Annotated in this window: 28 protein-coding genes; 10 read left to right on the forward strand and 18 right to left on the reverse strand. The window is 35.1% G+C overall.

Features of this window, described 5'->3' with window-relative positions; translation table 11 throughout:
* Positions 1-88: 88 nt before the first annotated feature.
* The 6 genes from ACIQXF_RS04930 to ACIQXF_RS04955 all read right to left on the reverse strand — a co-directional run bounded on the left by ACIQXF_RS04930 (position 89) and on the right by ACIQXF_RS04955 (position 4,769).
* Positions 89-475, reverse strand: coding sequence for a GntR family transcriptional regulator (locus ACIQXF_RS04930; protein ID WP_402779765.1), 387 nt, complete (start codon positions 473-475; stop codon positions 89-91).
* On the reverse strand, positions 472-2,052 hold the full coding sequence (locus tag ACIQXF_RS04935) for a hypothetical protein (RefSeq protein ID WP_402779767.1): 1,581 nt from the start codon (positions 2,050-2,052) through the stop codon (positions 472-474). The genes ACIQXF_RS04930 and ACIQXF_RS04935 overlap by 4 nt, the downstream gene beginning before the upstream one ends.
* Positions 2,042-2,743, reverse strand: coding sequence for an ABC transporter ATP-binding protein (locus ACIQXF_RS04940; RefSeq protein WP_402779769.1), 702 nt, complete (start codon positions 2,741-2,743; stop codon positions 2,042-2,044). The genes ACIQXF_RS04935 and ACIQXF_RS04940 overlap by 11 nt, the downstream gene beginning before the upstream one ends.
* Positions 2,744-2,859: 116 nt before the next feature.
* Positions 2,860-3,627, reverse strand: coding sequence for an ABC transporter permease (locus ACIQXF_RS04945; RefSeq protein ID WP_402779771.1), 768 nt, complete (start codon positions 3,625-3,627; stop codon positions 2,860-2,862).
* A gap of 4 nt (positions 3,628-3,631) precedes the next feature.
* On the reverse strand, positions 3,632-4,534 hold the full coding sequence (locus tag ACIQXF_RS04950; RefSeq protein ID WP_402779773.1) for an ABC transporter ATP-binding protein: 903 nt from the start codon (positions 4,532-4,534) through the stop codon (positions 3,632-3,634).
* Complete coding sequence (locus tag ACIQXF_RS04955; RefSeq protein WP_402779775.1) at positions 4,518-4,769, reverse strand: PLD nuclease N-terminal domain-containing protein; 252 nt, start codon at positions 4,767-4,769, stop codon at positions 4,518-4,520. The genes ACIQXF_RS04950 and ACIQXF_RS04955 overlap by 17 nt, the downstream gene beginning before the upstream one ends.
* Before the next feature lie 184 nt (positions 4,770-4,953).
* Between ACIQXF_RS04955 and ACIQXF_RS04960 the strand changes: the two genes are divergently transcribed.
* Positions 4,954-5,493 (forward strand): transcriptional regulator, encoded by a 540-nt coding sequence (locus ACIQXF_RS04960; protein ID WP_402779776.1) that lies wholly within the window; start codon positions 4,954-4,956, stop codon positions 5,491-5,493.
* Positions 5,494-5,526: 33 nt separating this feature from the next.
* On the forward strand, positions 5,527-6,387 hold the full coding sequence (locus tag ACIQXF_RS04965) for a YitT family protein (RefSeq protein WP_402779778.1): 861 nt from the start codon (positions 5,527-5,529) through the stop codon (positions 6,385-6,387).
* 269 nt (positions 6,388-6,656) lie between these two features.
* Here ACIQXF_RS04965 and ACIQXF_RS04970 read toward each other — a convergent pair whose 3' ends face one another.
* From ACIQXF_RS04970 to ACIQXF_RS04980, 3 genes are all read right to left on the reverse strand, one after another.
* Positions 6,657-6,869, reverse strand: a complete 213-nt coding sequence (locus tag ACIQXF_RS04970; RefSeq protein WP_402779780.1) for a hypothetical protein — start codon at positions 6,867-6,869, stop codon at positions 6,657-6,659.
* A 165-nt stretch (positions 6,870-7,034) separates the two neighbouring features.
* The gene (locus ACIQXF_RS04975) at positions 7,035-7,631 is read right to left on the reverse strand and encodes a hypothetical protein (protein WP_402779782.1); all 597 of its coding nucleotides are present in this window, start codon (positions 7,629-7,631) and stop codon (positions 7,035-7,037) included.
* Positions 7,632-7,952: 321 nt separating this feature from the next.
* Positions 7,953-9,149 (reverse strand): YbfB/YjiJ family MFS transporter, encoded by a 1,197-nt coding sequence (locus tag ACIQXF_RS04980; protein ID WP_402779784.1) that lies wholly within the window; start codon positions 9,147-9,149, stop codon positions 7,953-7,955.
* Between the two features lie 104 nt (positions 9,150-9,253).
* On the opposite strand from ACIQXF_RS04980, the gene ACIQXF_RS04985 reads away from it, so the two are divergent.
* Positions 9,254-10,132 carry a LysR family transcriptional regulator gene (locus ACIQXF_RS04985; RefSeq protein ID WP_402779786.1) on the forward strand — a complete coding sequence of 293 codons (879 nt, stop codon included), beginning with the start codon at positions 9,254-9,256 and terminating at the stop codon, positions 10,130-10,132.
* Between the two features lie 209 nt (positions 10,133-10,341).
* Here the strand turns inward: ACIQXF_RS04985 and ACIQXF_RS04990 are convergent, their stop codons facing one another.
* Positions 10,342-10,470, reverse strand: a complete 129-nt coding sequence (locus ACIQXF_RS04990; RefSeq protein WP_402779788.1) for a hypothetical protein — start codon at positions 10,468-10,470, stop codon at positions 10,342-10,344.
* A gap of 268 nt (positions 10,471-10,738) precedes the next feature.
* Between ACIQXF_RS04990 and ACIQXF_RS04995 the strand changes: the two genes are divergently transcribed.
* Entirely contained in the window at positions 10,739-11,047 is a 309-nt protein-coding gene (locus tag ACIQXF_RS04995) for a hypothetical protein (protein ID WP_402779790.1), read from the forward strand.
* Between the two features lies 1 nt (position 11,048).
* Here ACIQXF_RS04995 and ACIQXF_RS05000 read toward each other — a convergent pair whose 3' ends face one another.
* The 4 genes from ACIQXF_RS05000 to ACIQXF_RS05015 all read right to left on the reverse strand — a co-directional run bounded on the left by ACIQXF_RS05000 (position 11,049) and on the right by ACIQXF_RS05015 (position 14,733).
* Positions 11,049-12,563, reverse strand: coding sequence for a sensor histidine kinase (locus ACIQXF_RS05000; RefSeq protein WP_402779792.1), 1,515 nt, complete (start codon positions 12,561-12,563; stop codon positions 11,049-11,051).
* A complete protein-coding gene (locus ACIQXF_RS05005) occupies positions 12,547-13,248 on the reverse strand; it encodes a response regulator transcription factor (protein ID WP_402779794.1) in 702 nt (233 codons plus the stop codon). The genes ACIQXF_RS05000 and ACIQXF_RS05005 overlap by 17 nt, the downstream gene beginning before the upstream one ends.
* Positions 13,249-13,564: 316 nt before the next feature.
* A complete protein-coding gene (locus ACIQXF_RS05010; RefSeq protein ID WP_402779796.1) occupies positions 13,565-14,161 on the reverse strand; it encodes a DedA family protein in 597 nt (198 codons plus the stop codon).
* Positions 14,161-14,733, reverse strand: coding sequence for a class I SAM-dependent methyltransferase (locus ACIQXF_RS05015; RefSeq protein WP_402779798.1), 573 nt, complete (start codon positions 14,731-14,733; stop codon positions 14,161-14,163). The genes ACIQXF_RS05010 and ACIQXF_RS05015 overlap by 1 nt, the downstream gene beginning before the upstream one ends.
* Before the next feature lie 246 nt (positions 14,734-14,979).
* Here ACIQXF_RS05015 and ACIQXF_RS05020 point away from each other — a divergent pair, with 246 nt between their 5' ends.
* The 3 genes from ACIQXF_RS05020 (at position 14,980) to ACIQXF_RS05030 (ending at position 17,943) form a co-directional block, all read left to right on the forward strand.
* Entirely contained in the window at positions 14,980-15,879 is a 900-nt protein-coding gene (locus ACIQXF_RS05020; protein WP_402779800.1) for a hypothetical protein, read from the forward strand.
* A gap of 382 nt (positions 15,880-16,261) precedes the next feature.
* Positions 16,262-17,149: an ABC transporter ATP-binding protein gene (locus ACIQXF_RS05025; RefSeq protein WP_402779825.1), complete on the forward strand. Its 888-nt coding sequence runs from the start codon at positions 16,262-16,264 to the stop codon at positions 17,147-17,149.
* The gene (locus ACIQXF_RS05030; RefSeq protein WP_402779801.1) at positions 17,146-17,943 is read left to right on the forward strand and encodes an ABC transporter permease subunit; all 798 of its coding nucleotides are present in this window, start codon (positions 17,146-17,148) and stop codon (positions 17,941-17,943) included. Before ACIQXF_RS05025 ends, ACIQXF_RS05030 begins: the two co-directional genes overlap by 4 nt.
* Positions 17,944-18,209: 266 nt before the next feature.
* Here the strand turns inward: ACIQXF_RS05030 and ACIQXF_RS05035 are convergent, their stop codons facing one another.
* The 4 genes from ACIQXF_RS05035 to ACIQXF_RS05050 form a co-directional block, all read right to left on the reverse strand.
* Positions 18,210-18,473 (reverse strand): CPBP family glutamic-type intramembrane protease, encoded by a 264-nt coding sequence (locus ACIQXF_RS05035; RefSeq protein ID WP_402779803.1) that lies wholly within the window; start codon positions 18,471-18,473, stop codon positions 18,210-18,212.
* A gap of 70 nt (positions 18,474-18,543) precedes the next feature.
* On the reverse strand, positions 18,544-18,972 hold the full coding sequence (locus ACIQXF_RS05040) for a TetR-like C-terminal domain-containing protein (RefSeq protein ID WP_402779805.1): 429 nt from the start codon (positions 18,970-18,972) through the stop codon (positions 18,544-18,546).
* The gene (locus ACIQXF_RS05045; protein ID WP_402779807.1) at positions 18,941-19,159 is read right to left on the reverse strand and encodes a TetR/AcrR family transcriptional regulator; all 219 of its coding nucleotides are present in this window, start codon (positions 19,157-19,159) and stop codon (positions 18,941-18,943) included. Before ACIQXF_RS05045 ends, ACIQXF_RS05040 begins: the two co-directional genes overlap by 32 nt.
* A 95-nt stretch (positions 19,160-19,254) precedes the next feature.
* Positions 19,255-19,740: a YjdJ family protein gene (locus ACIQXF_RS05050; protein WP_402779809.1), complete on the reverse strand. Its 486-nt coding sequence runs from the start codon at positions 19,738-19,740 to the stop codon at positions 19,255-19,257.
* A gap of 351 nt (positions 19,741-20,091) precedes the next feature.
* Here ACIQXF_RS05050 and ACIQXF_RS05055 point away from each other — a divergent pair, with 351 nt between their 5' ends.
* From ACIQXF_RS05055 to ACIQXF_RS05065, 3 genes are all read left to right on the forward strand, one after another.
* Positions 20,092-20,820, forward strand: a complete 729-nt coding sequence (locus tag ACIQXF_RS05055) for an ABC transporter ATP-binding protein (RefSeq protein ID WP_402779811.1) — start codon at positions 20,092-20,094, stop codon at positions 20,818-20,820.
* A complete protein-coding gene (locus tag ACIQXF_RS05060) occupies positions 20,817-21,833 on the forward strand; it encodes an ABC transporter permease (RefSeq protein WP_402779813.1) in 1,017 nt (338 codons plus the stop codon). The genes ACIQXF_RS05055 and ACIQXF_RS05060 overlap by 4 nt, the downstream gene beginning before the upstream one ends.
* A gap of 907 nt (positions 21,834-22,740) precedes the next feature.
* Entirely contained in the window at positions 22,741-23,619 is an 879-nt protein-coding gene (locus tag ACIQXF_RS05065) for an ABC transporter ATP-binding protein (RefSeq protein WP_402779815.1), read from the forward strand.
* The last annotated feature ends 97 nt before the right edge of the window (positions 23,620-23,716 follow it).

Here is a 23,716-nt window from a genome sequence, read left to right on the forward strand (position 1 = left end):
GCAATTGCTTAAAGTATATTTAATGAATTATCTAATAAATACACTTAAAGAGATGGCTCATTGCAGAAGCCATCTCTTTCTCTGTACCCTAACTCTCCGTATAATAGTTTCGCAAATTCTCGTGAAACATTTGCTGTAGTAGATGTTCACTAATTCCTAGAACATTAGCTTCTACCATTATTTGTTCGATCTTCATAGAGATTTGTTGAAGGTTAGCTTTCTTCACTTTACTAGACTTTTCAATGATAACAAATGCTTTTGAATGAGGCTTTATTGCGATAATGCCCCTTTTTTGAAGCTCCTTGTAGCTTTTATGGACAGTGTGAAGATTGAGGTTTGTTTGCCCTGCTAAATCACGAATCGAGGGCAGCTGGTCACCATTTTGCAAATTTCCTGTCGCTATTTCTAAAAGCAATTGCTGTGTTAACTGCTGATATAAAGGAATTTTACTACTTGGATCTACTTTTACATTCAATTGTCTACATATCCTTTCATAGTCTTTCTATAAATTAATGTAATTGTACATAGTGCTGAAGTAATCAACATAAATAAGGCTGTAATCCACTGAGAAATACCAAAAGTAAGCAAGCTGAAATGAAGAAGTGCCATGATAATCAATAGTGGTAATCCATATAGTAAGCTTATTAATACTGTTGGATTTGATTTAATAGCCTCTGATGGATTTGACCAATCAAGTAATGGATGCTTTTTATCATAAAGTGGAGACAATAAATTATAAGTAAAGACTAATAATAAAGTACTCAATAAAAACAATCCCATTATCATGTCGCCTTTACCGAATATCATAAGAATGATATAGCTTATTACGACAGATATTGTACTAATGCACGAAGAAATCACGGCTTTTGTCACATAAATTTTTTGTGGATCGAATGGTAACGTTTTGCTAGATGCATAGTATTTTCCTTCCCTTGAATAGGGTGTTCCACTAATATTGTTCATACAACTCATCAACAAAACCATATTTGAAAAAACGTAAGATTCATAGTTAGCAATCCAGTCAGTCTTAAGCATATTCATCTGAATAAATATTAAAAAAATTACTGTACAGATTGGCGTTAGAATTACCCCTAAAATGGCTTGTAATTTAAAATACGGTTCGGACTGGATAATCCAATATTCACGCTGCAAATAATTGATCCAAGTACTTTTAATGCTACTTCTCCAAACCTTTGTCGTTTTTTCTACCTTGTTTACAAGTGAGCCGTGTTCATAATATTTGGAGGCAATGATTTTTATAGTGGCATTAAACAATAAGAAACATAGTACAAATAATAAAATGAAATAGATGAAACTTTGTGAAGCAGATAATGGTAATATTGTCTCGAACAATGACTGTTGCATTGCAAAATGATAACCTATATCGAGAAAATCTGATATTGAAGCACTTAAGGAAGATATCGTTGAAACATCTAATTTCTCTAAAACAATGCGGATTGCATGATAATTTTTTATTAGAAAGTACAATATGGGGCTTATTCCAATACCTAAGACAACTGTCATCCTAATTAATAAATACACGGATGTGTTAATAAATACAGTTCGAAAATGATTCAAAATGGATAATATAAATAGAAGGAACAGTGTGATAACGACGTTCATCACAAGTAAAAATGAAATTGATTTTACAGCAACACCTAGCTTAAACTCTATTAGTAATATGAAAAATGTCGGTATTGATAGGATACTTACTACCATTATCGGTAAGACAACGCCACTTATTATTTTCGACTTCACAACCCGCTTCGCCGAAATGGGTAAGTGAGCAAATATAGAAAAATCACTTTGACTAAACACTACCGAAATAGCAAAATACGCTATCAATATATACGTGACTCCATTTGAAAGGAGGACATTGTAAAATAAAAACTCCTCTGGGGTCGCTATAAAATAGATTATTAGCATAAGCACAACATACTGAATCGCTACATAAATTATCGCAAGAAATAAGAGTACTTGAATCATTGGCTGCTTTGGCTTTGCATAAAAGGATGTTAAAAAGAATTTAATTAATGTCATGTTATCTTTCATTGGCTTGCTTCTCCATAAAAATGCTCTCTAGGCTTCCTTCTATTAACAAGTTCTCTACGCGCTCATGCAAAACGATTTTTCCATCTTTTAAAAATGAAATCGATTGACAAATTTTTTCTGCTACATCTAATAAATGGGTCGAAAAGAAAACAGTGCCACCATTAGCTACATACCCCTGCATACAATTCTTAAAAGCAATGACAGCAAGTGGATCCAGACCATTTAACGGTTCATCCATAATAAGGATAGGTGGACTAATAGTAAAAGCAGTAATCAACGCCACCTTATGAAGCATTCCATAAGAATACGTTCCCATCGGTTTATTAATATTTTTTTCCATACCAAAGATGTTAATGAAGCTTTGTAATTTCGCATCATCAGTCTTTTCATATAGTTTCAAAACGAATTGTATCCAATCATATGCAGCTATATTTGGAAATACATGAATGGTATCGGGTATAAAATAAAATTGTCTTTTATATTCGATTGATTGAGATTTGGGCACATTATTAATCATTACTTTTCCGCAATCTTCTTCTATTAATCCAGTAATACAATTTAATGTCGTTGTTTTACCTGCACCGTTTCCACCAACAAACCCTAATATCTCTCCCTTTTCTATCTTTAACTCTACACCCTTTAAAACCTCATGCTGTCCAAATGATTTCTGTAAATTATTGATCGTTAACAATCTCTTCACCCTCCCCAAATCAATTATGCCTCGGCATAATTATGTTGGTCACGCCGTTGTGTGTTGTTGTTGTTGTTGCTGTCGCTTTCGCACAGAAGACATTTTGCTGAAAGCAGTTAAAATTTCTTTTTCGCAATGAAATTATACATGATAACAATCATCAATAAAACTAGCAACAGTGTTACTGCAATACTGAAGCCATACCAAGCTTTCATGTCACCTGTCATCAAAATATTTGTTGCATACACACTATTACTGGCAGGATTAACAACGTCTATGAATGGATGTAAGCCAGCGCAGAAACGACATATTAATAGCACAACGATACTTATTAGAGCAATAAATGCCAAGCTATTAAAAAATGTACTCATCATAGCAACAAACGTGATAACGAATAATAGCCAAACACAATAAAATGCTAAAGCCAATAATGTCTGCGTAATCGGTACAGTGGTAAATAAATAGGATGTATATCCATAGGACATTACATAACCAAGGGCAATACAGATAACAGCTAGCACATAATGAATAATGATTTTACTGTTTAAGTAAGATGAGATAGACACCGGCCTTGTAAGAATAAATGCCATCATACCATTGGCCTTTTCCCCCTGAATAATGCCCATCGTTGCAACAGCTAGAATAATAATGCCTAATTGGTCAAACTGTGAATTTAGTGTTGAGGCAAGCACCTCTCGTCCCTCTGGATTTGCCATTGTAGAATCAATCATAATGCCATTCGATTGTAAAATAACCGGCATATAATACATCACAATCGGCTGAGTTAGCCCTAGTAGGATGAATACAATTGGTAGCCACACTACTTTAAAATCCTTTGTCATTTGATGTATTTCTTTTTTACTTAATGCTATAAAAGAATTCACTCAATCACACCACCAATTCTAAAAATATTTCTTCTAGACTTTCTTGAATGCCCATTTCAAACTTTGTAAACATCACGTTTGAATCCAGTCCATGTTGTAACAATCGATGGGCATCACCTTCCAAATGATGAACATGAATTTTAAAACCATTTCCATAGCTTTCGATTTTCTTCACATACGGTAAATGTTCAATCATTGTTAACCACTTATAATCTTGTTCACGTATCATCAGAAAGATAGCTGATTCTTGATGGCACTCAAGCAACTGTAATTTTGTAGCATCCTCTATTTTGAGACCTTTTTTAATGACAACAAAGCGCTCACATATTTCCTCCGCATCGCTCAAAATATGCGTTGATAACAGAATAGTGGTTTCTTTTTTTATCTCTTTTAATAGATTTAACACTTCTCTTCTGCCTATTGGGTCTAATGCTGATACTGGTTCATCCATAATCATTAAAGCTGGTTTGTGCAATAATGCTTGTGCGATGCCAAGGCGTTGCTTCATGCCACCTGAAAATGTCCCGACATGAAAATGTGCTTCTTTCCCTAAGCCCACCTTTTCTAATAGCAAAGGAATTTCTTTCTGTAATTCATTTTTTGATAGACCAGAAAGTGTTCCCATAAAGGACAATGTTTCAAACGCTGTCATCCACGAGTAAAAATTAGGATACTGAGGTAAATAACCAATTTGATTTTTCATCGTTGAAATCTTTTGACCATCAAGAAGAATCTCGCCTTCATCTGCATACAGAATGTCTGCAATGATTTGAATTAACGTAGACTTCCCTGCTCCATTTGGTCCAATTAATCCGACACACTCATTCGCATCAATGACCATTGAGAAACCATTAACGGCCGTTTTTTCTTTAAACTTTTTCGTAATATTTTTAATTTCTAAGCGCACGTTTATTGACCTCCTTTCTACCAATTACGAAGTATAGAACTGAACCTATCGTATTAAAGAACAAAATAATAATTGTCCACAAAAGTATGTTTTCTCTTGTTTCTCTGTGCCGATATAAATCGACTAATGCAATTATGATGAGTAAAAATCCTACGAATAAAAAAGGTAGAAGGATTGGAAGAATGCTTGCCCAATCAATTTGACCCAAATCATCAAAACTATAATGTAATTTCATTCCTAAAACCTCCATTCATTATCATTATCAATAATGATAACAAAAGGCGATAAAAATTGCATTACTTTTTACTGTACATCTTAAAAAAATACCTATAATATATTTTATGATAATGTTCTCATATTGATAACATTTTATTGCTTCCCTTGATACCATCTCATTTTTCTATTAGGAGGATCGGTTTATGCGTAATAAAGCAGAGGTATTAATGCACCCTGTGAGAATGAAAATTTTACAAGCTCTGATGCAAGATAAAGAAGAAGGCTTAAGCACTTTAGAGATGATTTCTGTTATTAAGGATGTACCACAAGCGACTTTATATCGACATATCCAAATTTTAGTGGATGAAAACATCATAAAAATTGTGAAAGAGCGAAAAGTACGTTCTGTTACAGAAAAGTTTTATGCAGTAAATGAAGGAGCTCCAAAACTTAGTAAGGAGGATTGGACACAACTAACGACCAAACAAAAATTATATTATGTTTCCAACTATCAATTAGCTCTATTATCACAATATCAAAATTATTTACAATCACTTGATGCAAAAGATAGCACTGCAGATTTAACAACTTTTTCACTCATTGACTTGACGTTAACGAGTGATCAATTCAAGACTTTTGATAATGAATTAAACGATTTAATAAATAAATACTATAATATGGCCGACTCAAGTAAAGGGTCTGAGACGAAAACTATTGCAATAAATATTATTCCAAAACCTTAGATACTATTTTACGTAAAGAAATGGAGAAGATTTATGAAAAAAGGAAAGTTACTTCAAAACATAAGAAGTTTGATCATGATTATTATTGGCGCAGTCATTGCGGCATACGGACTAGAGGCTGTATTGATACCGAATGATGTCATTGATGGCGGTGTGACGGGGATTAGTATTATGGGTGCACACCTCTTTGGTATTCCATTAGGCGTACTGCTCTTTGTATTAAACATTCCGTTTATTTATATTGGCTACAAACAAGTTGGTAAAACATTTGCAGTGATGAGTAGTGCTGGGATAGCAGCTCTTTCTATTTCCACAGTGCTTATGCATAATGTTAAAACAATTTTAGGTCCAAATGATCCACTATTGATTGTTTTATCTGGTGGTATGTTACTTGGTGTTGGGATTGGGATTGTCTTACGTAACGGTGGAGCTTTAGACGGCTCTGAGGTTTTAGCCGTGTTACTATCACGTAAGATTCCGTTTTCAGTCGGGGATATTATATTATTTATTAATGCCTTTATTTTCTTAGGGGCAAGCTTTATTTTTGGCTTAGAGAGCGCATTATATTCAGCGTTAACTTACTACATTGCGAAAAACGTTATCGATATTATTCAAGTAGGTTTAGAAAAATCAAAAGAAGTTCGTGTTGTCAGTGCAAAATCTGAGGAGATTGGTGACGCTATCCAAGCTCGTCTAGGTCGTGGTGTTACATATACACATGGACGTGGCGGTTTCTCAAATGAGCCTACTGACATTTTAAACTGTGTTATCAACCGTATGGAAGAAACAAAACTTGTTTCTATCATTAAAGATATCGATGCAGGTGCATTCGTTGTCATTTCTGATGTATCAGAGGTACGCGGTGGTAACTTCAAAAAACGTGATATTCACTAGTTAACATTCAAGAAAAAGAAAATGTGCATTGCTAAAATAAATTTTAGTAGTGTGCATTTTTATTTTGGCAAAAGCTTTCGTTTATTTTCTAGCCTTTCTTTTGGCTCTTCACCAAAACATGTGCTTGACCGTACATTCCGCTACGGGTGGACGCTTTCCGCGGGCACGGCTTCAATCTCCTCGTCACTACGTTCCTGCGGGGCTTTCAGCTCGTGCTGTTCCCGCTGGAGTCGCCACCCTTCGCTCCATGTACTTTTTAAAGTTTTCTGTCAAGAACAGATTTCGGTGTTGAACCTTTCTTTTAAATCATTAAAGTCTTGGACTACTTCTTGCATTAATAATTTTTTAGCTAATGCAATCCCCTTTTGAATAGATTTAGAAGCATCATCAAATTTATGTGCTTTGATTTGGGCATCTGCAAGGCAATACCAATCAATTTCGCCTTGGCGTAATTGCGTCCGGATTTTGAATTGTGCCCGCACAATTCATTCCTTTGAAAATCCGTGACATCCGCCGGAGGCTTTGGGCCAACAAGATGTTGGTCATTCAGTCGTTGCCACAGGACGTGGCGTTCTTAGACTGAGTTCCTCTATTTCAGTATGTGTTTGGACACCCACTGAAAAGTAATCAAAATCGCATTCATCTCACTACCTATAGAGGTGAGAGTCTTCTACTGAATGAAGATAAAACCAGGCATTCATTTCTGCAATTTTTTCGTTATAAAACTTTTCGATGATTGGATAGTATTTGGCATATAACTCTTCATCATAAACCAACTTTTCACCATTCCATTTTAGTACATCTACTAAATAACTATTACCAATATACATTTGCCAAACTGCTAGACCAACTTTTTGATTTCCATTCACAAAGTCAATTTTATGATAAGGAACATCCGCAATCTTTTTCAATGAGTTATCACTCCATTGCAACACTTCAAGTTTGCTTCCTATTGCTGCACCGATTGTCACACCGAATAAATATTCTTTCGTACCATCCCCAGTAATATCTGCCAAACCTGAAAAATCCAAATCAACTCCTTGATTTTTTGTTTCCCCAATTTTTCGCCAATCAGTATGGTCTTTTTTCAGCACTATTGATCCAAACTGGGTAAATTGATCTTTTGCATCAATTTTAAAAGTAACAATTATTTCTTTCTGTCCATCGTGGTCAAAATCATAGAGTTGTATAGGCTGTGTGGAGAAAGGATTTTCGGGACTTATAAGTGACGCGTTCGATGGCATAAATCTGCTAACAATCTCCATTAAGTCTTTGTTCTGGTTGTCGTTAGCGTTTTAACAATTTTCGAACTAAAGCTAACTGTCACGAGTGTTAGTAATGTAATTAGAATTATTTTCTTCACCAACAGTTCCCCTTTTTACAGCGAGATAGTACTTGTAGTATTGACGTAATTAGAAAAGTAATTCTAAGTGATTCTTATCCTTGAAATCTCTATATAAAAAATACCTCTTTGAACGTCATTCAAGAGGTATTTTTATCAAATTATATTACGATAATTACAACTCAATTGTTAGAGCATTTCTGCAATTAGTTTTGCCTTCTTCTTAATATTCACGTAAGGCTTCTAGCTCTCCGACTTTCACTTTTTCATATTTTAATCCGCTAATTAAACATAAAGCTCCAACTACTACAACAGCTGTTGCACCAAATAATGCATACTGATAACTGTTTGTATAATTGGCTAATGCTCCAGCAAGTGAGGGACCTAACATTTGTCCAAATGCATAACATGCAGTTAGATACCCTAATATTTGATGACTATTCACTGGCAATATTTGTCTTGCCAACGTGGTAGCCACTGTTGTAATTCCCATAAAGGTTGCGCCAAAAATAAAGGCACTTGCGTAAAGTGTCAGCGTATTTGCCATAAATGCTGGTAAAACAATGCCAAGCCCTTGAATTAGCATAGATATCAATAATGTTTTCACATAGCCGTATCGCTGTGCCAGCTTAGACCAAACCATACACGATGGAATCGCTGCTATCCCAACAACAAACCATACAAAGGCTGCATCTCCATGAAAGCTTGTTGACTCTTCCGCCATTGATACGATAAATGTCCCAGTGACAATATAGCCAAGTCCCTCTAAGCTATAGGAAATAATTAGCCACTTCATCCATGTTGAAGGCGGGACTTTTTGCGGTGCTACTGTTTGACTTGGTTTCTGTTGAGTAGATTGAATATCTGGCTTTATGAAAAATACGATGAATACAAGCAATATGACACTAAACAACGCCAAAGCAATCCATGTTCCATTCCAATCAAAAACAGCATAAATTGGTGACACAATAATTGCACTTAGGGCAATTCCCGTACCTACTCCACTATAAAAAATTCCTGATAAATGAGCCTTTCCATCCCCAGCCAACCGATCGAGCACAAGGCTAGCTGCAACCACAAAGATAAATGCACTTATCACACCAGAAATAAAACGAAGTACATACCAGACGATTATGGCATCTGTAAGGCCCATCATAGCTGTTGTCAAAATACTAATAACAAGCGCTATCCGTAAAAACGGAATACGCTTATCTCCAATTTGTAAACGACCAACTATCCACGCTCCTACTAAATAACCTAAATAATTACTCGTTGCTAAAAAACCTGCTGTAGCACGACTAAAGGCAAATGTATCTTGCATATACGGCAATATAACCGTATAAGAAAAACGACCAATACCCATAGCAATCACTAATGCAAAAATACCCCCTATAATATATTGAACCGTTTGCTTGTGCATAATTCCCCTCCCCTCATTCTCACTATAACGAAAATGTAGGTATCATAAATAGTACAATTTCGTTATAATAACTATCAAATAAACTGATGGCTGGAGGAGAAAATATGAATTTAAATGATCTTGCTATTTTTCGGACAGTCGTGCAAACAGGTAGCTTCTCTAAGGCAGCTGCAGAGCTTAACTACTCTCAATCCAACATCTCCATGAAGATACAAAATCTTGAGGCCATATATCATACAACATTTTTTTACCGAGGACATCGAGGCATCCGATTGACACCCAAAGGAGAACAATTTTATGAGATAGTTTTAAAAATGCTACATCTCTATGAAAAATCCTTTGAAATTCTTCAGGATACAGAGGAACATAGAGGGCTTTTACGTATCGGATCAATGGAAACTACCGCAGCACTGCACTTACCTTCCCTGTTAACTGCTTTCCATAAAGCTCATGAACAGGTGGATATAACAATACAAACAAGCACATCTCAGCAAAATATAGAACGATTAGAAAACTATGAACTAGACGGTGCGTTTGTAGTCGGGCCTGTTTATCAAGAAAATATCCTTGCCAAGGAATTTGTCTGTGAGGAGCTTGTTGTCATTACATCTAGTAAGCATAAACGAATTGATAGCCTAAGAGATTTAGAAAACTGCACACTTATTACTTTCCAACACGGCTGCTCATATAGAGCGATATTGGAGCATTGGTTACACGAAGACGGTGTGCGACTACAAAAGCGTATGGAATTCGGTACACTTGATGGCATCATTGGCTGTGTTGCCGCGGGGCTTGGTGCAACATTACTGCCACGAGCAATTGCCCAAAGATATATGAAAACCCAATCGCTGTCACTGCATATTTTAGCGACAAAGCAGACTCAAATCCCCACTTGGTTTATTTATCGCAATGACGAAGTGCAGTCACCTGCGCTTAAATATTTTTTAGCAACGATAGATGCATACGACTATCCGTCGATTTAAGGGGGGCTATCCGTCAGCTTTGGGATTCTATCCGTCACTTCCAGGATTCTATCCGTCTATTGGAGAGTTCTATCCGCTTTCAAGGGCTTTATCCTTCACTTTCGGGATTCTATCCGTCAGTTCAAGCTTTCTATCCGTCACTTCCAGGATTCTATCCGTTCACTCTAAATAGAAAGAGCTGTTCAAACGCTGAACAGCTCTTTTTTCTGCTATAATCGAGGCTTCATGAGTAGTATATCTTTTGACGATTTATCTAATTTCCTATACGCTTTTGTTAAATCATCGTTTGTATCAATTTCGCCTTGGCGTAATTGCGTCCGGATTTTGAATTGTGTCATTTGTAGGAAGTTAACCTAAAACCGTCACTTCCTGTGACAACGGTTAACTGACCTACATCGTGCAGGCCTCCTTTGAAAATCCGTGACATCCGCCGGAGGCTTTGGGCCAACATAATGTTGGTCACTCAGTCGTTGCCACAGGACGTGGCGTTCTTAGACTAAGTTCCTCTATTTCAGTAGGTGTTTGGAAAAAGTAATCAAAATTGCATTCATCTCACCACATATAGAGTTGGGAGTCTTCCGCTGAATGAATATAAAGGAGTATTGAATGGACTTATTTATTGCCAGTAATCGTCAACTACCAATTCGATATTACGTCAATGAAGCCATTTGGATTCGTCGCGGTGGCTGTACGAAACATCCCCAATTAACATTACCATTTTTTGTTGAAGTGGAAATTAAAAGCACCCATAATTTACAAACAATAACGGAATATATTTTTGAATTTCAACGACAGTACACACAGACAGAAATTGAAATATTAATAATAAAAGACACGAGTATTTTTGCTAACATGCAAGAGATGCTTATGAATAATATATTGACCAATCACGTTATCACTATTCAAAAACTTTAAGTCACGCTTGCTTGATTGTCGCTGGTAGCACGATGATAAACTGCAATATCCCTTCTGTATAGTTTACGTCAATTTTGCCATCATGCAATTCTACAATGCTCTTCGCAATTGCAAGTCCTAACCCCGAGCCTTCTGCTACACTTGTTCTAGATTGATCTTTTTTGTAAAATCGCTCGAATAAGTTCATTAGCTCCTCGGATGTAAATTCATCACTTTTATTTGCAACACTAATATGGACATTGCCAGCTTTTCTTCCAAGGGAAACTTCAATCTTACCGTTACCTGTACTATATTTAATGGCATTCATTAATAAATTATCAAAAACCCTTACCATTTTTTCGGAATCAAGCGTAGCAAAAATCCGCTCCTCTGAAAAACTTTTTACAAATGAACGATGGTTTTCCTCTGCTTGTGGAACCAATTCCTCTATTAATTGGTCGAGAAGCTCATTGATACACACCTCTTGTTGCTCAAGAACAATGCTTTCGTTTGTTATCTTTGTATATTCAAATAAATCATCAATCAAGTTTTTTAATTGTTCTGATTTTGAAAATGCTATTTTAAGATACTCATCATATTGTTCTTTTGTGTCATACTTCTCTTCTCTTAGCAGTCGTAAATAGCCCATAATCGAGGTAAGTGGCGTCCGTAAGTCATGTGATACATTTGTGATTAATTCATTTTTTTGTTTGTCAATCCTTCGTTCCGTTTCTATATTGGTCATGATTGCTTCAGCCATATGATTTACATTATCTGTTAATAAAGCGATCTCATCCTGCCCTTTTTTCTCAATGCGATAACCTAAATTTCCTTTTGCGATTTCCTTAACCCCTTTCGCCAACGCCTCAATCTGTTTCATTTTTCGTTTTGTTATATAGAAGAATGAAAAGGTAAAAACAGCAATGGCTATTAATGAAGGGATAGGCCCCTCTGTCGTACTTGTAATTATAACCCCCTCTGGAATACCACTGACAAACAAATATAAGTTTTTATCATCAATTGTTAACGGATAAAAGGCAATATATTCTTGCCGGGATTGCTCGACTGTCGGTTCATTAAGTGGCTGGTTAATGGCATAATCCATTACATGACCAATCTTATTATGAAGATTGATTTGTTCCTCTTCCGCTTGCTTTGTTTTATACAAAACCTTCCCACTCTCATCTGTCACTAACACTTTCAATGCACTCTGTTTCATTTCAAGCTTTATATTTTCCGTTTCAATCATTTGCTGTAAAGCTTCTATATTATTTTCATAGACAGTCATATCTAATGCACGTTGCACTTGAAAGTTAATTTGCTGCATACCTGGATTATAGTCAATAGTCGTTGTCTCATTGATATTTCCCAAAAACGGAAGTGTAGCTCTTGCGACAATTAGACCAAGAAATGCACAGAAAATAAAAGTGGTTAAAAGTTGAATTCTAATACTCTGTCGAACCTTTGTAATGGCATTTACAATAAGCATTTTTAGTTTGTCTAGTAAGTATTCAATTAGATTAATGATCTTTTTCAATTTTATAACCTACTCCCCATACTGTTTTTATATATTGAGGGTTTCTTGGATTTGTCTCAATTCTTTCTCGTATTTTACGAATGTGCACCATTACCGTATTTTCAGACTGTATAGCCTCTTCCTTCCAAACCTTTTCATAAATTTGCTCAGCACTCATCACCATCCCTTGATTTCTAGCAAGTAACTCCAGAATTGAAAACTCCCTTGGCGTAAGCTTCACTTTTTCATTGTTAACAATTACTTCATGGGTTGCGGTATTGATTCGCATATCACCAATCTCTATCTCATTGTCGCTCATCAGGTCAAGCCGATTCATTTTGATATATCTACGAAGCTGAGATTTAATGCGGGCAATAAGCTCTAATGGGTTAAAAGGCTTTGTTACATAGTCGTCTGCCCCTAATGTTAATCCAACAATTTTATCCATATCCTGTGATTTTGCTGACAACATAATGATTGGCATCTCAGCTATTTCTCTGACCTTCATACACATCTCAATACCATCCACATTCGGCATCATAATATCTAAGACTATTAAATGTACTTTATGTTTTTTTAGCAGGCTTAAACCTTGCTCACCATCACTTGCTTCTAGTACATCGTATCCTTCATTCTTTAAATAAATAGCAATAAGATTTCTAATCTCTTTTTCATCGTCCACAATAAGTATTGTTTCTTTAGTCATCGAATCCCCCCAATTTCAAATTATATTAACGTAGCGTTGATTTCTGCTCCTACTAGCCTTCCTGGGGCGTTCACTCCACTCGACCTATTTCATTGCTATATTACTTCCTATCAATAATTATAGTTCCTAATTTTAACTATTTTTTTATTTTTCGTATATCAATTTCGCCTTGGCGTAATTGCGTCCGGATTTTGAATTGTGCCTGCACAATTCATTCCTTTGAAAATCCGTGACATCCGCCGGAGGCTTTATCTTCATTCAGTAGGTGTTTGGACACCCACTGAAAAGGAATCAAAACCGTATCCATTTCAGCACCTCAGAGGTGGGAGTCTTCTGCTGAATGAAGATAAAAATAGTAAAAACACCCTATAATACCGACGAAGACCCCAAAGTATATTCCATATCTAGTTGCAAGTGTGGGAATATATTCAATATGCCTTCCAAAAAACAAACCAAGTGTAAAGTATATCAATGTCCAAACAAATCCCGTCGTGTACGAATACAGAACATATTTTTTAAATGACATATTATTCATGCCAACTAAATAAGGAAGTATATGCCTAACGATTGGGATAAAATAGCTTATGACTAACGCAAATGGTCCATATTTATCTAATAATTCTTTTGATTTCAATAAATATTTTGCCTTTTTCTTCTTCAGCAATTTATCAAGTATTTGATAACCAAATACTTTACCTAGGATATATCCTAATGAAAGCCCTGAAACTACACCTAGGTACGTTAATACAAAGGCACTCCATACACTCATTTTTTCTAACGAGGATAAAAATCCACCACTCATTACGATCATTTCATCAGGAAGGGGCATGCCGACGATTCCTAGCCATAAGCTAAAAAATAAAGCAAAATAACCATACTGCTCAATAAATGATAGGAGATCCTGTAAATCCATTAACTTTCCCTCTTATTTCCAAGTTTGCAACTAAGCACATAAGCTGGTGGAATGTTAATCCATACTTTTTCATGTGAAATATCCTCAAAATATCTTTGGATGAAGGATTTCCTTACAAGTGAATATTGGAATGTAATGAATTCTCCGTCCTCTAAGCAATCCTTTACATTTCGTAAAATACGTGATGACACGGCAGGATTTAAGGATGTAAAAGGTAAACCAGAAACTACATAATCTATTTTCTCGATATTTAATTCCTTCATATAGTTAATTAAATTTTCTGCTGAGCCATATATCACCGTAACACTTGGTTGATTTGCAAATTGTTTACGTAGCTTTTCGCAAAAAACACCATTATTTTCAATAAGAATTAGTTTCGTTGCCTTCTCTTTTCTTTTCATCAGCTCATTTGTAAAGGAGCCCGTACCTGGACCTAGTTCAACAATACATTGTGCTTTTTCAAAACAAATCGTTTTGACCATTTTTTCTGCTAATTTTTTTGAACTAGGTGAAATGGCACCTATATTTTTTGGGTGTTTTATAAATTCGGTAAGGAAGGTTATAAATTGCATGAATTTTCTCCCCGATCTGTGTAATATTTGAATGCTTTTAATATAACGAGCATTTCTTAAAGATTTGCGGGGAGAATTCTTAACTTTTTCTTAATAGTCATAAAAGGTTTTCAGGTCATTGGTTCTAATTATTATTTCCTACATAAAATAGTCATACAATTGCTTCTTATAGAATAGAAACCTATATAGAGAACATTTAACTTCTTACAGTAGAAGTGACGGAAAAATAAAGTGGGGTGTGAAAGGATGCTGAAACTAAATGATGCAAAAGAAATGGTACTCGGAATTGTGCAACATGACCCATTGTTTGTCGTAATACAAGATTCGTCTTTAGAGGAAACAATGTATAATGATAGCTACTTAGCTCATATTGGGGAATCAAATCATTATTCCATTTCAGAAGTCGCTGGTTGGTTTGACATAACGGATGCAATGCTTCGTTATTACATCAAACCATTTGAGCAGTACATTTTTGATAATGCTACAAATAGCCCAAACACCAATATTCGCTTGAATCTTCCTGCCATTTTAAGACTTCGTATGATATTACTACTAAAGGATAAGTACCGTGTCAGAGGCTTGAAACTTTTACTAGGAATTGATGATAATAGTCAACTTCTCAAACATCAAATAACTGCAACCACTATGGTTGATGATGATTTGGCCAATAAAGTCGATGTTCTTGGGAACGTCCTACAGCAAATGATACAAACGGGGCTCTTTAATATCCTTCCAGATGAAAATCGAGGAGCATTACAAGTAACCATTAATCAAGAGTTTCTCGCACAGAAAATTCAATTATTATCCTCTACATCTACTCTTCAAGTTGAAGAAATTCAAAAAGAAACAGCCGAACTTAAACAAGAAAACGACAATCTACAAAGGCAAATTTCGGAGCTACAAGAGGGTAGCGTCAAGGACATTGTCCAAAGAATTCGTGAACGTCATATTGAAAATGAAATTGTATCAACATTGAGGACAGAAGCGTTACAACAATTTTCTAAGGTAAATAAGGCAGGCTTTTTTACGAAAATTTTCCGCTCCTCTCAAATTGAGATGGAAAAAGAGCAATTTGTCTTGAGCTATATTTCGAAGCATCTAGAAGAACGTTTAGAAGTAGCATTGAATAGTTATTATGGAAAATAAATATCTACTAATTGAGGTTACATGTAACTATGTAACCACTAGGCAGAGAACATGAATGCTTCTTTTGAAAAAGCTATTCATGTTCTTTTTTATCCCGCTTTAACGGGCACTATGAAGCGTCAGGTACATGACTCCCACTTCAAGATTTAAGTGAAGCAAAAAATATAAGCGGGCGATCAACTGCCCGTAAAAGCCCGATTGAGGCCAACACGATGTTGGTCACACAAGCGTTTCTGCATACTTAGCTTGTGTTCCTCTACAACAATAAGTAGGCATAAGGAACATCCCCACTTTTTGAAGTTTCACTTTATGGGAATTGTTTTTTTTAATCTTAGTCTTATAATCATTATAAAGAATAGAGAAAGAGGTGAATTGTATGACAATGATTGAGGTCAATAATTTAACTAAAAAGTTTGGGGATTTCTATAGTATACAGAATGTGGACTTACAAATCGAAAAAGGCGAGGTATTCGGTTTTTTAGGCCCAAATGGTGCAGGTAAATCTACAACAATCAGACATTTAATGGGCTTTATACAGCCAACAGAAGGCCAGTGCTACATTAAAGGCATGGATTGTCGTCTATCTACAGCTGACATACAAAAATTTGTTGGGTATCTACCTGGTGAAATAGCCTTTATCGATAAAATGACCGGACAGCAATTTATTAAATTTATCGCTCAATTACGAGGATTAAAGGATTTAACACGAGCCTATGAACTAATGGAATACTTTGAATTAAATGCTACAGGGCTTATCAAGAAAATGTCAAAAGGCATGAAGCAAAAAGTTGGTTTAATTTGTGCATTCATGCATAGCCCTGAGATCGCTATTTTAGATGAACCAACAAGTGGATTAGATCCTCTTATGCAAACAAAGTTTATTGAATTTATTTTAGCTGAAAAAGAAAAAGGGACGACGATTTTCATGTCCTCTCATATGATTGAAGAAATAGAAAAAACCTGTGATCGTGTAGCAATCATCAATGCCGGGAAAATTGTTGCTACTGACACAATTGCTGATTTAAAAAAACGCAAATCTAAGAAGTTTATAATTGAATTTCAAAGTGAACAAGAGCTATCTCGCTTCTTGAATGAACAATTTATCATTGAAAAAATTGGACCAACAAAAGCAATTATAAAAGTTCAAGGGAATGTCCAAACATTGCTTCCAACATTAGCAAACTATCAAATTATCGATCTCGATGTCATTTCACAATCTCTAGAAGATATATTCATGCATTACTACGAAACAGGAGGTAAAGAATCATGAACTTTACTTTGCTAAAACATGAGATGCGGGCTACTGTAAAGTTATTCAGTATTATTATCGCAGTATTAATGCTATATATTATTAGTATTGTCTACATGTATAACCCTGAAATGAGTAACACCCTTAAACAGCTTATGGAGACGATGCCGGAAATGATGGCAGCATTTGGCATGAGTACAATAGGTAATACGTTAGCGGACTTTTTATCTAGTTACCTATATGGATTTTTACTACTTATTCTTCCATTAGTTTTCATCATAATGTTAGCGAATAAACTCATAATGGGCTATATAGATAATGGTTCAATGGCATACCTCATTGCAACACCAAATACACGTTTTAAAATTGTCTTGACGCAAGCATTTTTTTTAATGGCTAGCATTGTTATACTTCTCTCTTTAACAACTTCGGTAGCAATCCTATTTTCAGAGATTCTATTTCCAAATAAATTAGATATAGCTGCTTTTCTCATGCTAAATTTAGGTCTTTTTTTGTTACACTTTGCCATCAGTGGCTACTGTTTTCTTGTTTCTTGTAGTAGCAAGGATTTAAGAACCTCTTATGCTTATAGTACGGGGGTGCCCATTCTATTTTATTTAATTCAGGCGCTTAGCAATATGGGCGGCTCTTTAGAAAAACTAAAATATTTCACCATTTATTCGCTATTTGCACCAGAAAAATTAATGGCTCAAGATAGCTCGTCCGTTTGGATGCTAGGGACATTATTTTTAATTGGCGTGTTATGCTATATACTGGCTGTTCGTGTTTTTGTTAAACGTGATTTATATTTATAGAACGTAGTATGTACAAGATAATAGGCTTGACTTGAAGTTTAAAGCCAAGCCTGGATTTTTAACTTCTTTCAGCGGGTATCCAAACACCCGCTGAAAGAAGTTAAAGCCTCTGGAGGATGTCGCGGAATCGGAAAGGAGTTAATAAAGGATGTTAGCCTAAAATCATCGCATCCATGCAATAACGGCTAACTGACCTGCATCATGTTGTTGCAGAGGTATAATTGATTAAGGTAGCTTAAATTCACTAGTGCTTCTGATCATAGAAATTATGACATTGTAGGTGGTAAATAAATATTTAAAAAGGTTAAAACCGTTAAGTTACCGATATCTACAATAAAATGTGAGAATATGACCCACCTTAAGCTCTTTGTTTTAAAATATGTAATTGCCCAAACAACACCAACTATACTTAAATAAACATACAAATGATAGGATTTACTGGCAATAGAAAATACTCCCCACATTAAAGGATGACTTAGTACAAAAAATAAAGTTGTATACAATATACTCAACCATTTTGTTTGATACAATATTTGTCAATGGATTAAAAATTACTTCATTAAGTAAAGAGATATAGACGCTATCTCTTTACTAAAGACTTCATTGTTGTAAAGATACCAAATTACCAAAGAATCTTATTAAACGAAAATGAATGGTTGCCATTTCCTCCACACTTAAATCTTCATTTCCCCTGTCAAGCCACTCCTGAATAACACCTAAAATCGCCGAACTTAAAAAAGCCTGAAAATATTGCTGAAACTCTGGGTCAAGCACTTCCTCTCGAATGACAGATAGACTATTTAAAAGATGATGACTAAAGACTTTCTTCATTCTATTAGTAAAGGCTGGACTCCCCTGCTCCCCTAAAATAACTCGAAATCCTTTAGCATTCTTTTTAATACATGTAAACACCTCGACAAATGGCTGATAAATCTGCCCTGTTTTAACTGTATGGAAGGCTTCTAATGGTTGAACATTTTTAACATAGCTTTCTAGTTCATTTAATAACTCCTGCTGCAAATCCTCCATTCTGCAAATCCTCCATTACTTCAAATTTATCCTTATAATGTAAATAAAAAGTTCCTCTATTGATATTTGCAGTCAATGCTAGATTTTTTACCGTTACCCGTTCAAAACCTACTTCCTCTATTTGTATAATTAATGCTTGTTTGATAGTTTGTTTAGTTTCAAAGTTCATCATTTTATGGAAAGACATTTCCTACCTCCGCATTGAAGTTCGTTCATATTATTAAAAAAGTACGAACTCTTGTCCAAGTTTGTACTTGAGCTCGCACGCTTATGTTGCAAAAATCAATTATTCTGTCTGAAATATAAACATTGTATTTTTTTCTTGTACCTTAAACTTATTGCAAGACACATAAAAATTATTGCACTAACAGCTGTAATCCAAAAGAATACATTCCCTCCAATAGTTGAAGAATTAAAAAATATACCGCTAATAACAATAAATACACAACTTATAATTCCAGCCAGGATAATGGCTGATTGACGGTTTAGTCGATAAATGAAAAAAGTAAGTACAATAAAAATATAAATAACACTTACTATCATGATAGTCGGGAAAAATGGTTGAAACTTAGCCGCATAAACAAAGTAATCAAGCTGGCTAATATCCTGACCATTGTTTAGCTCCATATTAAATAACTGAGAAAATGGAGTTGAATGCTTCCATTCCAGTGAATTTTCTATGATACCACTTCCCTCATACCAAGAAATAGCCGTTGACATCAATAATGTCAAGAAACCAATAATTAGCTGTATCACATATTTAAACAATGTTCTTCTCCCTTCAACCTTTGAAGTTAGAGACGTTACAATTACTTTTTAGTTTCAGAAATTCTGACTCATCAGCGTAACGGGGGGTATTTTCCGTTCCAACTCGACGGGCTGCTTCACTTGTGCTCTATGGCTTAACATTATACTTAAAGGAGAGTCATTGTGCATGGCGTTTTGTTCAATTTAGCACTTTGTTATTCAATGTCATACACTCCATTTCTACTTAAAACCTAACTGATTGTGTTGAAAAATCACTTAACACTTTTTACTAATTTGTTTATTGTAATTACTTGCACACTACTTTAAAATTTCAGGTATCAACACTGTGTTCAGTAAAGGAGAGATGGAAATATGGGAAACATTGCGATATCACTAAATTCCATTGAAAAGAGCTTTCATCATAAGCAAGTGATTGCACCACTTTCCTTAGAGATTCCAAAGGGTCAGCTTATTGGTTTACTAGGTCCTTCAGGCTGCGGAAAAACGACGTTAATCAAAATGATTATGGGCATGATCAAACCCGATAACGGGAGTATTCAAGTATTGAATCTTACCGTCCCACATAAGCAGTTGCTAATGGATATTGGTTATATGGCACAATCTGACGCACTTTATTTGGACTTAACTGGTAAAGAGAATCTTGATTTTTTTGCAAAGCTTTATCGATTGTCAAAAAAGGAACGGGCTGAGCGTGTAGAATATGCTGCACATCTTGTTCGTTTGACAGATGAATTGAATACTAAAGTGATGAATTATTCTGGAGGCATGAAGAGAAGGTTGTCACTTGCCATTGCATTGCTACAAAATCCTCAGCTTTTAATACTTGATGAACCAACAGTCGGTATTGATCCTGTATTAAAAAAAGAAATATGGCAGGAGCTAATTCGTTTAAAGAACGAGGAACAAAAAACAATCTTGGTGACGACACATGCCATGGATGAGGCTGAACGATGTGATCAATTAGCTATGCTAAGAAGTGGACAGATTATAGCTCATGGTACACCGCAAGAATTAAAAACGCAATATCAGGCAAATGATTTTGATGACGTGTTTTTAAAGGCTGGAGGTGAAGTCCTATGAGAATCGGTGCAATTGTGACAAGAATTATACAGCAGATGAAGCGTGATAAACGTACGCTTGCTTTATTATTTGTTGCTCCATTACTTATTCTTTCCTTAATGTATTTTATTTTCAATAGTAATGAATCGGAGATGACGCTAGTCGTATCAAATGGTTCTACACCATTCATCGAGAAACTTAAAGAAGTAGATTTTCAGGTAGTAGAAAATAATGATTTTTCTATCGCCAAGTTAAAGGAAAAAGAATACGATGGCTGGTTAGCTATTGAGCAAAGCGAAGTAAAGCTTACATTATTAAATGATGACCCTTCTAGTGCAAAGGCTCTCATGATGAAGCTTTCTCAAGCATTACAGCCAGAGCAATCTTCCATGCTACACTTGAAGACTGAGTATGTTTACGGTGATGAAAATACCGCTATCTTTGATATTTTTAGCCCCATGCTTACTGGTTTCTTTGTATTCTTTTTCGTCTTTTTAATTACAGGTATAGCGTTGTTAAAAGAGCGAACTTCTGGGACATTGGAACGTTTACTTGCGACACCGATAAAACGCTCCGAAATTGTTGCAGGTTATATGATTGGCTATGGACTGTTTGCCTTACTACAGACGATTATCATTGTTTTGTTTGGTATTTACGTTTTGGATATTGTACATGTTGGCTCAATTTGGCTTGTCTTGCTCATTAATATTGTTGTAGCACTTGTTTCATTATCATTAGGAGCACTACTATCGAGCTTTGCTGCTTCTGAATTTCAAATGATGCAGTTTATTCCACTTGTTATTATTCCGCAAGTATTCTTTTCAGGTATTTTCCCACTGGATAATATGGTCGAGTGGCTGCAAAATATCGGACGAATCATGCCACTTTACTATGCCGCTGACGCATTGAATGGGGTTATGTATAAGGGATATTCCTTAAGTGAAATCTTTGCGGATTTAGTGATTCTCGCTTGCTTCGCCCTTGTATTTATAACATTAAATATTATAAGTTTAAAAAAATATCGATCATTATAATCGAAGGGTATTGCTACAAAAAAACTACCTCTAAATACAGAAGTAGCGGAATTAACGTTTAAACCGTTTACTATGACGACGTTTTGGCCTTTTTATTTTGAGCTAAATTAATTCGGATGTATGACATTATATTATTTCATACTTAACCCCTAGATTTTTTCTAGGGGTTATTTAATTTAAAAAAGAATCTCCAGTTATAAATTTTATAACAAAAGTAACAGCATACATGAAAGCTCCTACTGAAAATACCCCCAAAAAAAATAACCAATAAGTTTTAAATTATCTTTTATTGCTCCTAACAAATCATTTAGAAATCGTTGCATAGATTTCACTCCATTCAATATTAAGAATAAAATAATTTCAATCTCTTAATAATCTGGTATTTACGCTCTTAATTGTAACACAGTAAAATATAATTTATTAAAAATAAAGAAGTAATAAATATTATACCTTTATTGGTATTTTCGCCTGTTTTTCCTTTATTTTTATTTTCAAGTTAAATTTTAGTTTAATTAATTAGTGTTAAAACATAGGGGTTCTACTCAAAAATTGGGCAGAACCTTTTACATAGTCATTCTATAAGTTGATTGGAGTGGAGGCTGGGCGCCCCCTTGGGGATTAGCGTCACAGACGAGACCATGCAGCTCAGCGGATGTTTATTGTGCGAAAGTGTAGCGCTAACGTAGCGACAGCAACTGGGTTTTGTCTGTACGAAAGCGAAGCTCCCAGCCGGAACGGAAATCAACTCTCCACGTTATGCTGATAGGTCACAAACTACCCAAAAATAGAAAATAACACCAATTTTTTATTAGCAAAGGAACTACTATTCATCTATACTAAATTTACAGTTAGTGGTTAAATGTTTTACATCGTAAGTTAAAAAGCCTAAAAATAAAGGTGTGTAAAGATGAATACGATTATGGAAATACAGAATATTTCTAAACAGTATAGAGGTAAGAAAATTTTAGAGAATGCTACATTTTCTATTTGTGCCAATCAAATTATTGCCCTTGTAGGAAAGAATGGTTCAGGTAAAAGTACCCTACTAAAAATCATTGAGGAATTAGCCGATGCTGACAGTGGTTCTATTGTGAAACATCGACAGTCTTTAAAAATTGGATATGTGCCAGAAGTGACGCCTTCACATATTTTGTTTACACCTGAAGAATATCTTTATCATATGGGTAGCATTCGAGGAATGAACAAGAATCAACTACAGCAACGAATAAACGATTTACTTGAATTATTTCATTTACAGGAAGCTCGGAACATTCGGATAGTTAATTTTTCAAAAGGTATGAAGCAAAAGGTTATGATTATGCAGGCAATGCTTGAAGACACCGATCTATTAATCTTAGATGAACCATTATCAGGACTCGACCCTAAGGCACAAAGCGATTTAGAAGAAACCCTCTCAGTTTTAAAGAACAAAGGGTTAAGTATCGTTTTGACATGTCATGAAACAAAATTACTCCAGCATCTTGTTGATACAGTTCTAGTTATTGAAAATAATAAAGTCATTCAAGCTGATTCATTCCATAAAAATGAAATACAGAGGAATAAATTAACCTTTGAAATTTCCAGTCAGAAATTATTGGATAACCTATCCCTTTCTATTGATATCCAACAACAATGTATTTTAAATAATGGCTATTATGAGTTCATGACCGTTATCAATGCAGAAGATACAGATCGAATATTAGTAGAGCTACTTCATAACAATGCCTCTATTAAACAATTAACTCCAATCAATCATAAAGAGGAACAATTCTATACCCATTTTTAATAAGGAGCATTCCTGTTAGAAGGATTTTCAGGGGCTTGAAAAAGAAAAAGCCCTCTTGTATGATGCATGAGTGTCAACGCCAAATTGACCCATCATC

Source organism: Lysinibacillus sp. NPDC097231, assembly GCF_044761885.1.
Lineage (GTDB): Bacteria > Bacillota > Bacilli > Bacillales_A > Planococcaceae > Lysinibacillus.

Excerpts from the sequence above, each read along its gene's own strand:
- ACIQXF_RS05025 (WP_402779825.1), top strand. The coding sequence starts at position 16,262 with ATGATTGAGGTCAATAATTTAACTAAAAAGTTTGGGGATTTCTATAGT.
- ACIQXF_RS05015 (WP_402779798.1), bottom strand. The coding sequence starts at position 14,733 with ATGCAATTTATAACCTTCCTTACCGAATTTATAAAACACCCAAAAAAT.
- ACIQXF_RS04980 (WP_402779784.1), bottom strand. The coding sequence starts at position 9,149 with ATGCACAAGCAAACGGTTCAATATATTATAGGGGGTATTTTTGCATTA.
- ACIQXF_RS04975 (WP_402779782.1), bottom strand. The coding sequence starts at position 7,631 with ATGCCATCGAACGCGTCACTTATAAGTCCCGAAAATCCTTTCTCCACA.
- ACIQXF_RS05030 (WP_402779801.1), top strand. The coding sequence starts at position 17,146 with ATGAACTTTACTTTGCTAAAACATGAGATGCGGGCTACTGTAAAGTTA.
- ACIQXF_RS04955 (WP_402779775.1), bottom strand. The coding sequence starts at position 4,769 with ATGAAATTACATTATAGTTTTGATGATTTGGGTCAAATTGATTGGGCA.
- ACIQXF_RS04960 (WP_402779776.1), top strand. The coding sequence starts at position 4,954 with ATGCGTAATAAAGCAGAGGTATTAATGCACCCTGTGAGAATGAAAATT.
- ACIQXF_RS05060 (WP_402779813.1), top strand. The coding sequence starts at position 20,817 with ATGAGAATCGGTGCAATTGTGACAAGAATTATACAGCAGATGAAGCGT.
- ACIQXF_RS05005 (WP_402779794.1), bottom strand. The coding sequence starts at position 13,248 with ATGACTAAAGAAACAATACTTATTGTGGACGATGAAAAAGAGATTAGA.
- ACIQXF_RS04990 (WP_402779788.1), bottom strand. The coding sequence starts at position 10,470 with ATGACACAATTCAAAATCCGGACGCAATTACGCCAAGGCGAAATTGAT.
- ACIQXF_RS05055 (WP_402779811.1), top strand. The coding sequence starts at position 20,092 with ATGGGAAACATTGCGATATCACTAAATTCCATTGAAAAGAGCTTTCAT.
- ACIQXF_RS05020 (WP_402779800.1), top strand. The coding sequence starts at position 14,980 with ATGCTGAAACTAAATGATGCAAAAGAAATGGTACTCGGAATTGTGCAA.
- ACIQXF_RS04935 (WP_402779767.1), bottom strand. The coding sequence starts at position 2,052 with ATGAAAGATAACATGACATTAATTAAATTCTTTTTAACATCCTTTTAT.
- ACIQXF_RS05045 (WP_402779807.1), bottom strand. The coding sequence starts at position 19,159 with ATGTCTTTCCATAAAATGATGAACTTTGAAACTAAACAAACTATCAAA.
- ACIQXF_RS05065 (WP_402779815.1), top strand. The coding sequence starts at position 22,741 with ATGAATACGATTATGGAAATACAGAATATTTCTAAACAGTATAGAGGT.
- ACIQXF_RS04985 (WP_402779786.1), top strand. The coding sequence starts at position 9,254 with ATGAATTTAAATGATCTTGCTATTTTTCGGACAGTCGTGCAAACAGGT.
- ACIQXF_RS04995 (WP_402779790.1), top strand. The coding sequence starts at position 10,739 with ATGGACTTATTTATTGCCAGTAATCGTCAACTACCAATTCGATATTAC.
- ACIQXF_RS05040 (WP_402779805.1), bottom strand. The coding sequence starts at position 18,972 with ATGGAGGATTTGCAGCAGGAGTTATTAAATGAACTAGAAAGCTATGTT.
- ACIQXF_RS04965 (WP_402779778.1), top strand. The coding sequence starts at position 5,527 with ATGAAAAAAGGAAAGTTACTTCAAAACATAAGAAGTTTGATCATGATT.
- ACIQXF_RS05010 (WP_402779796.1), bottom strand. The coding sequence starts at position 14,161 with ATGGATTTACAGGATCTCCTATCATTTATTGAGCAGTATGGTTATTTT.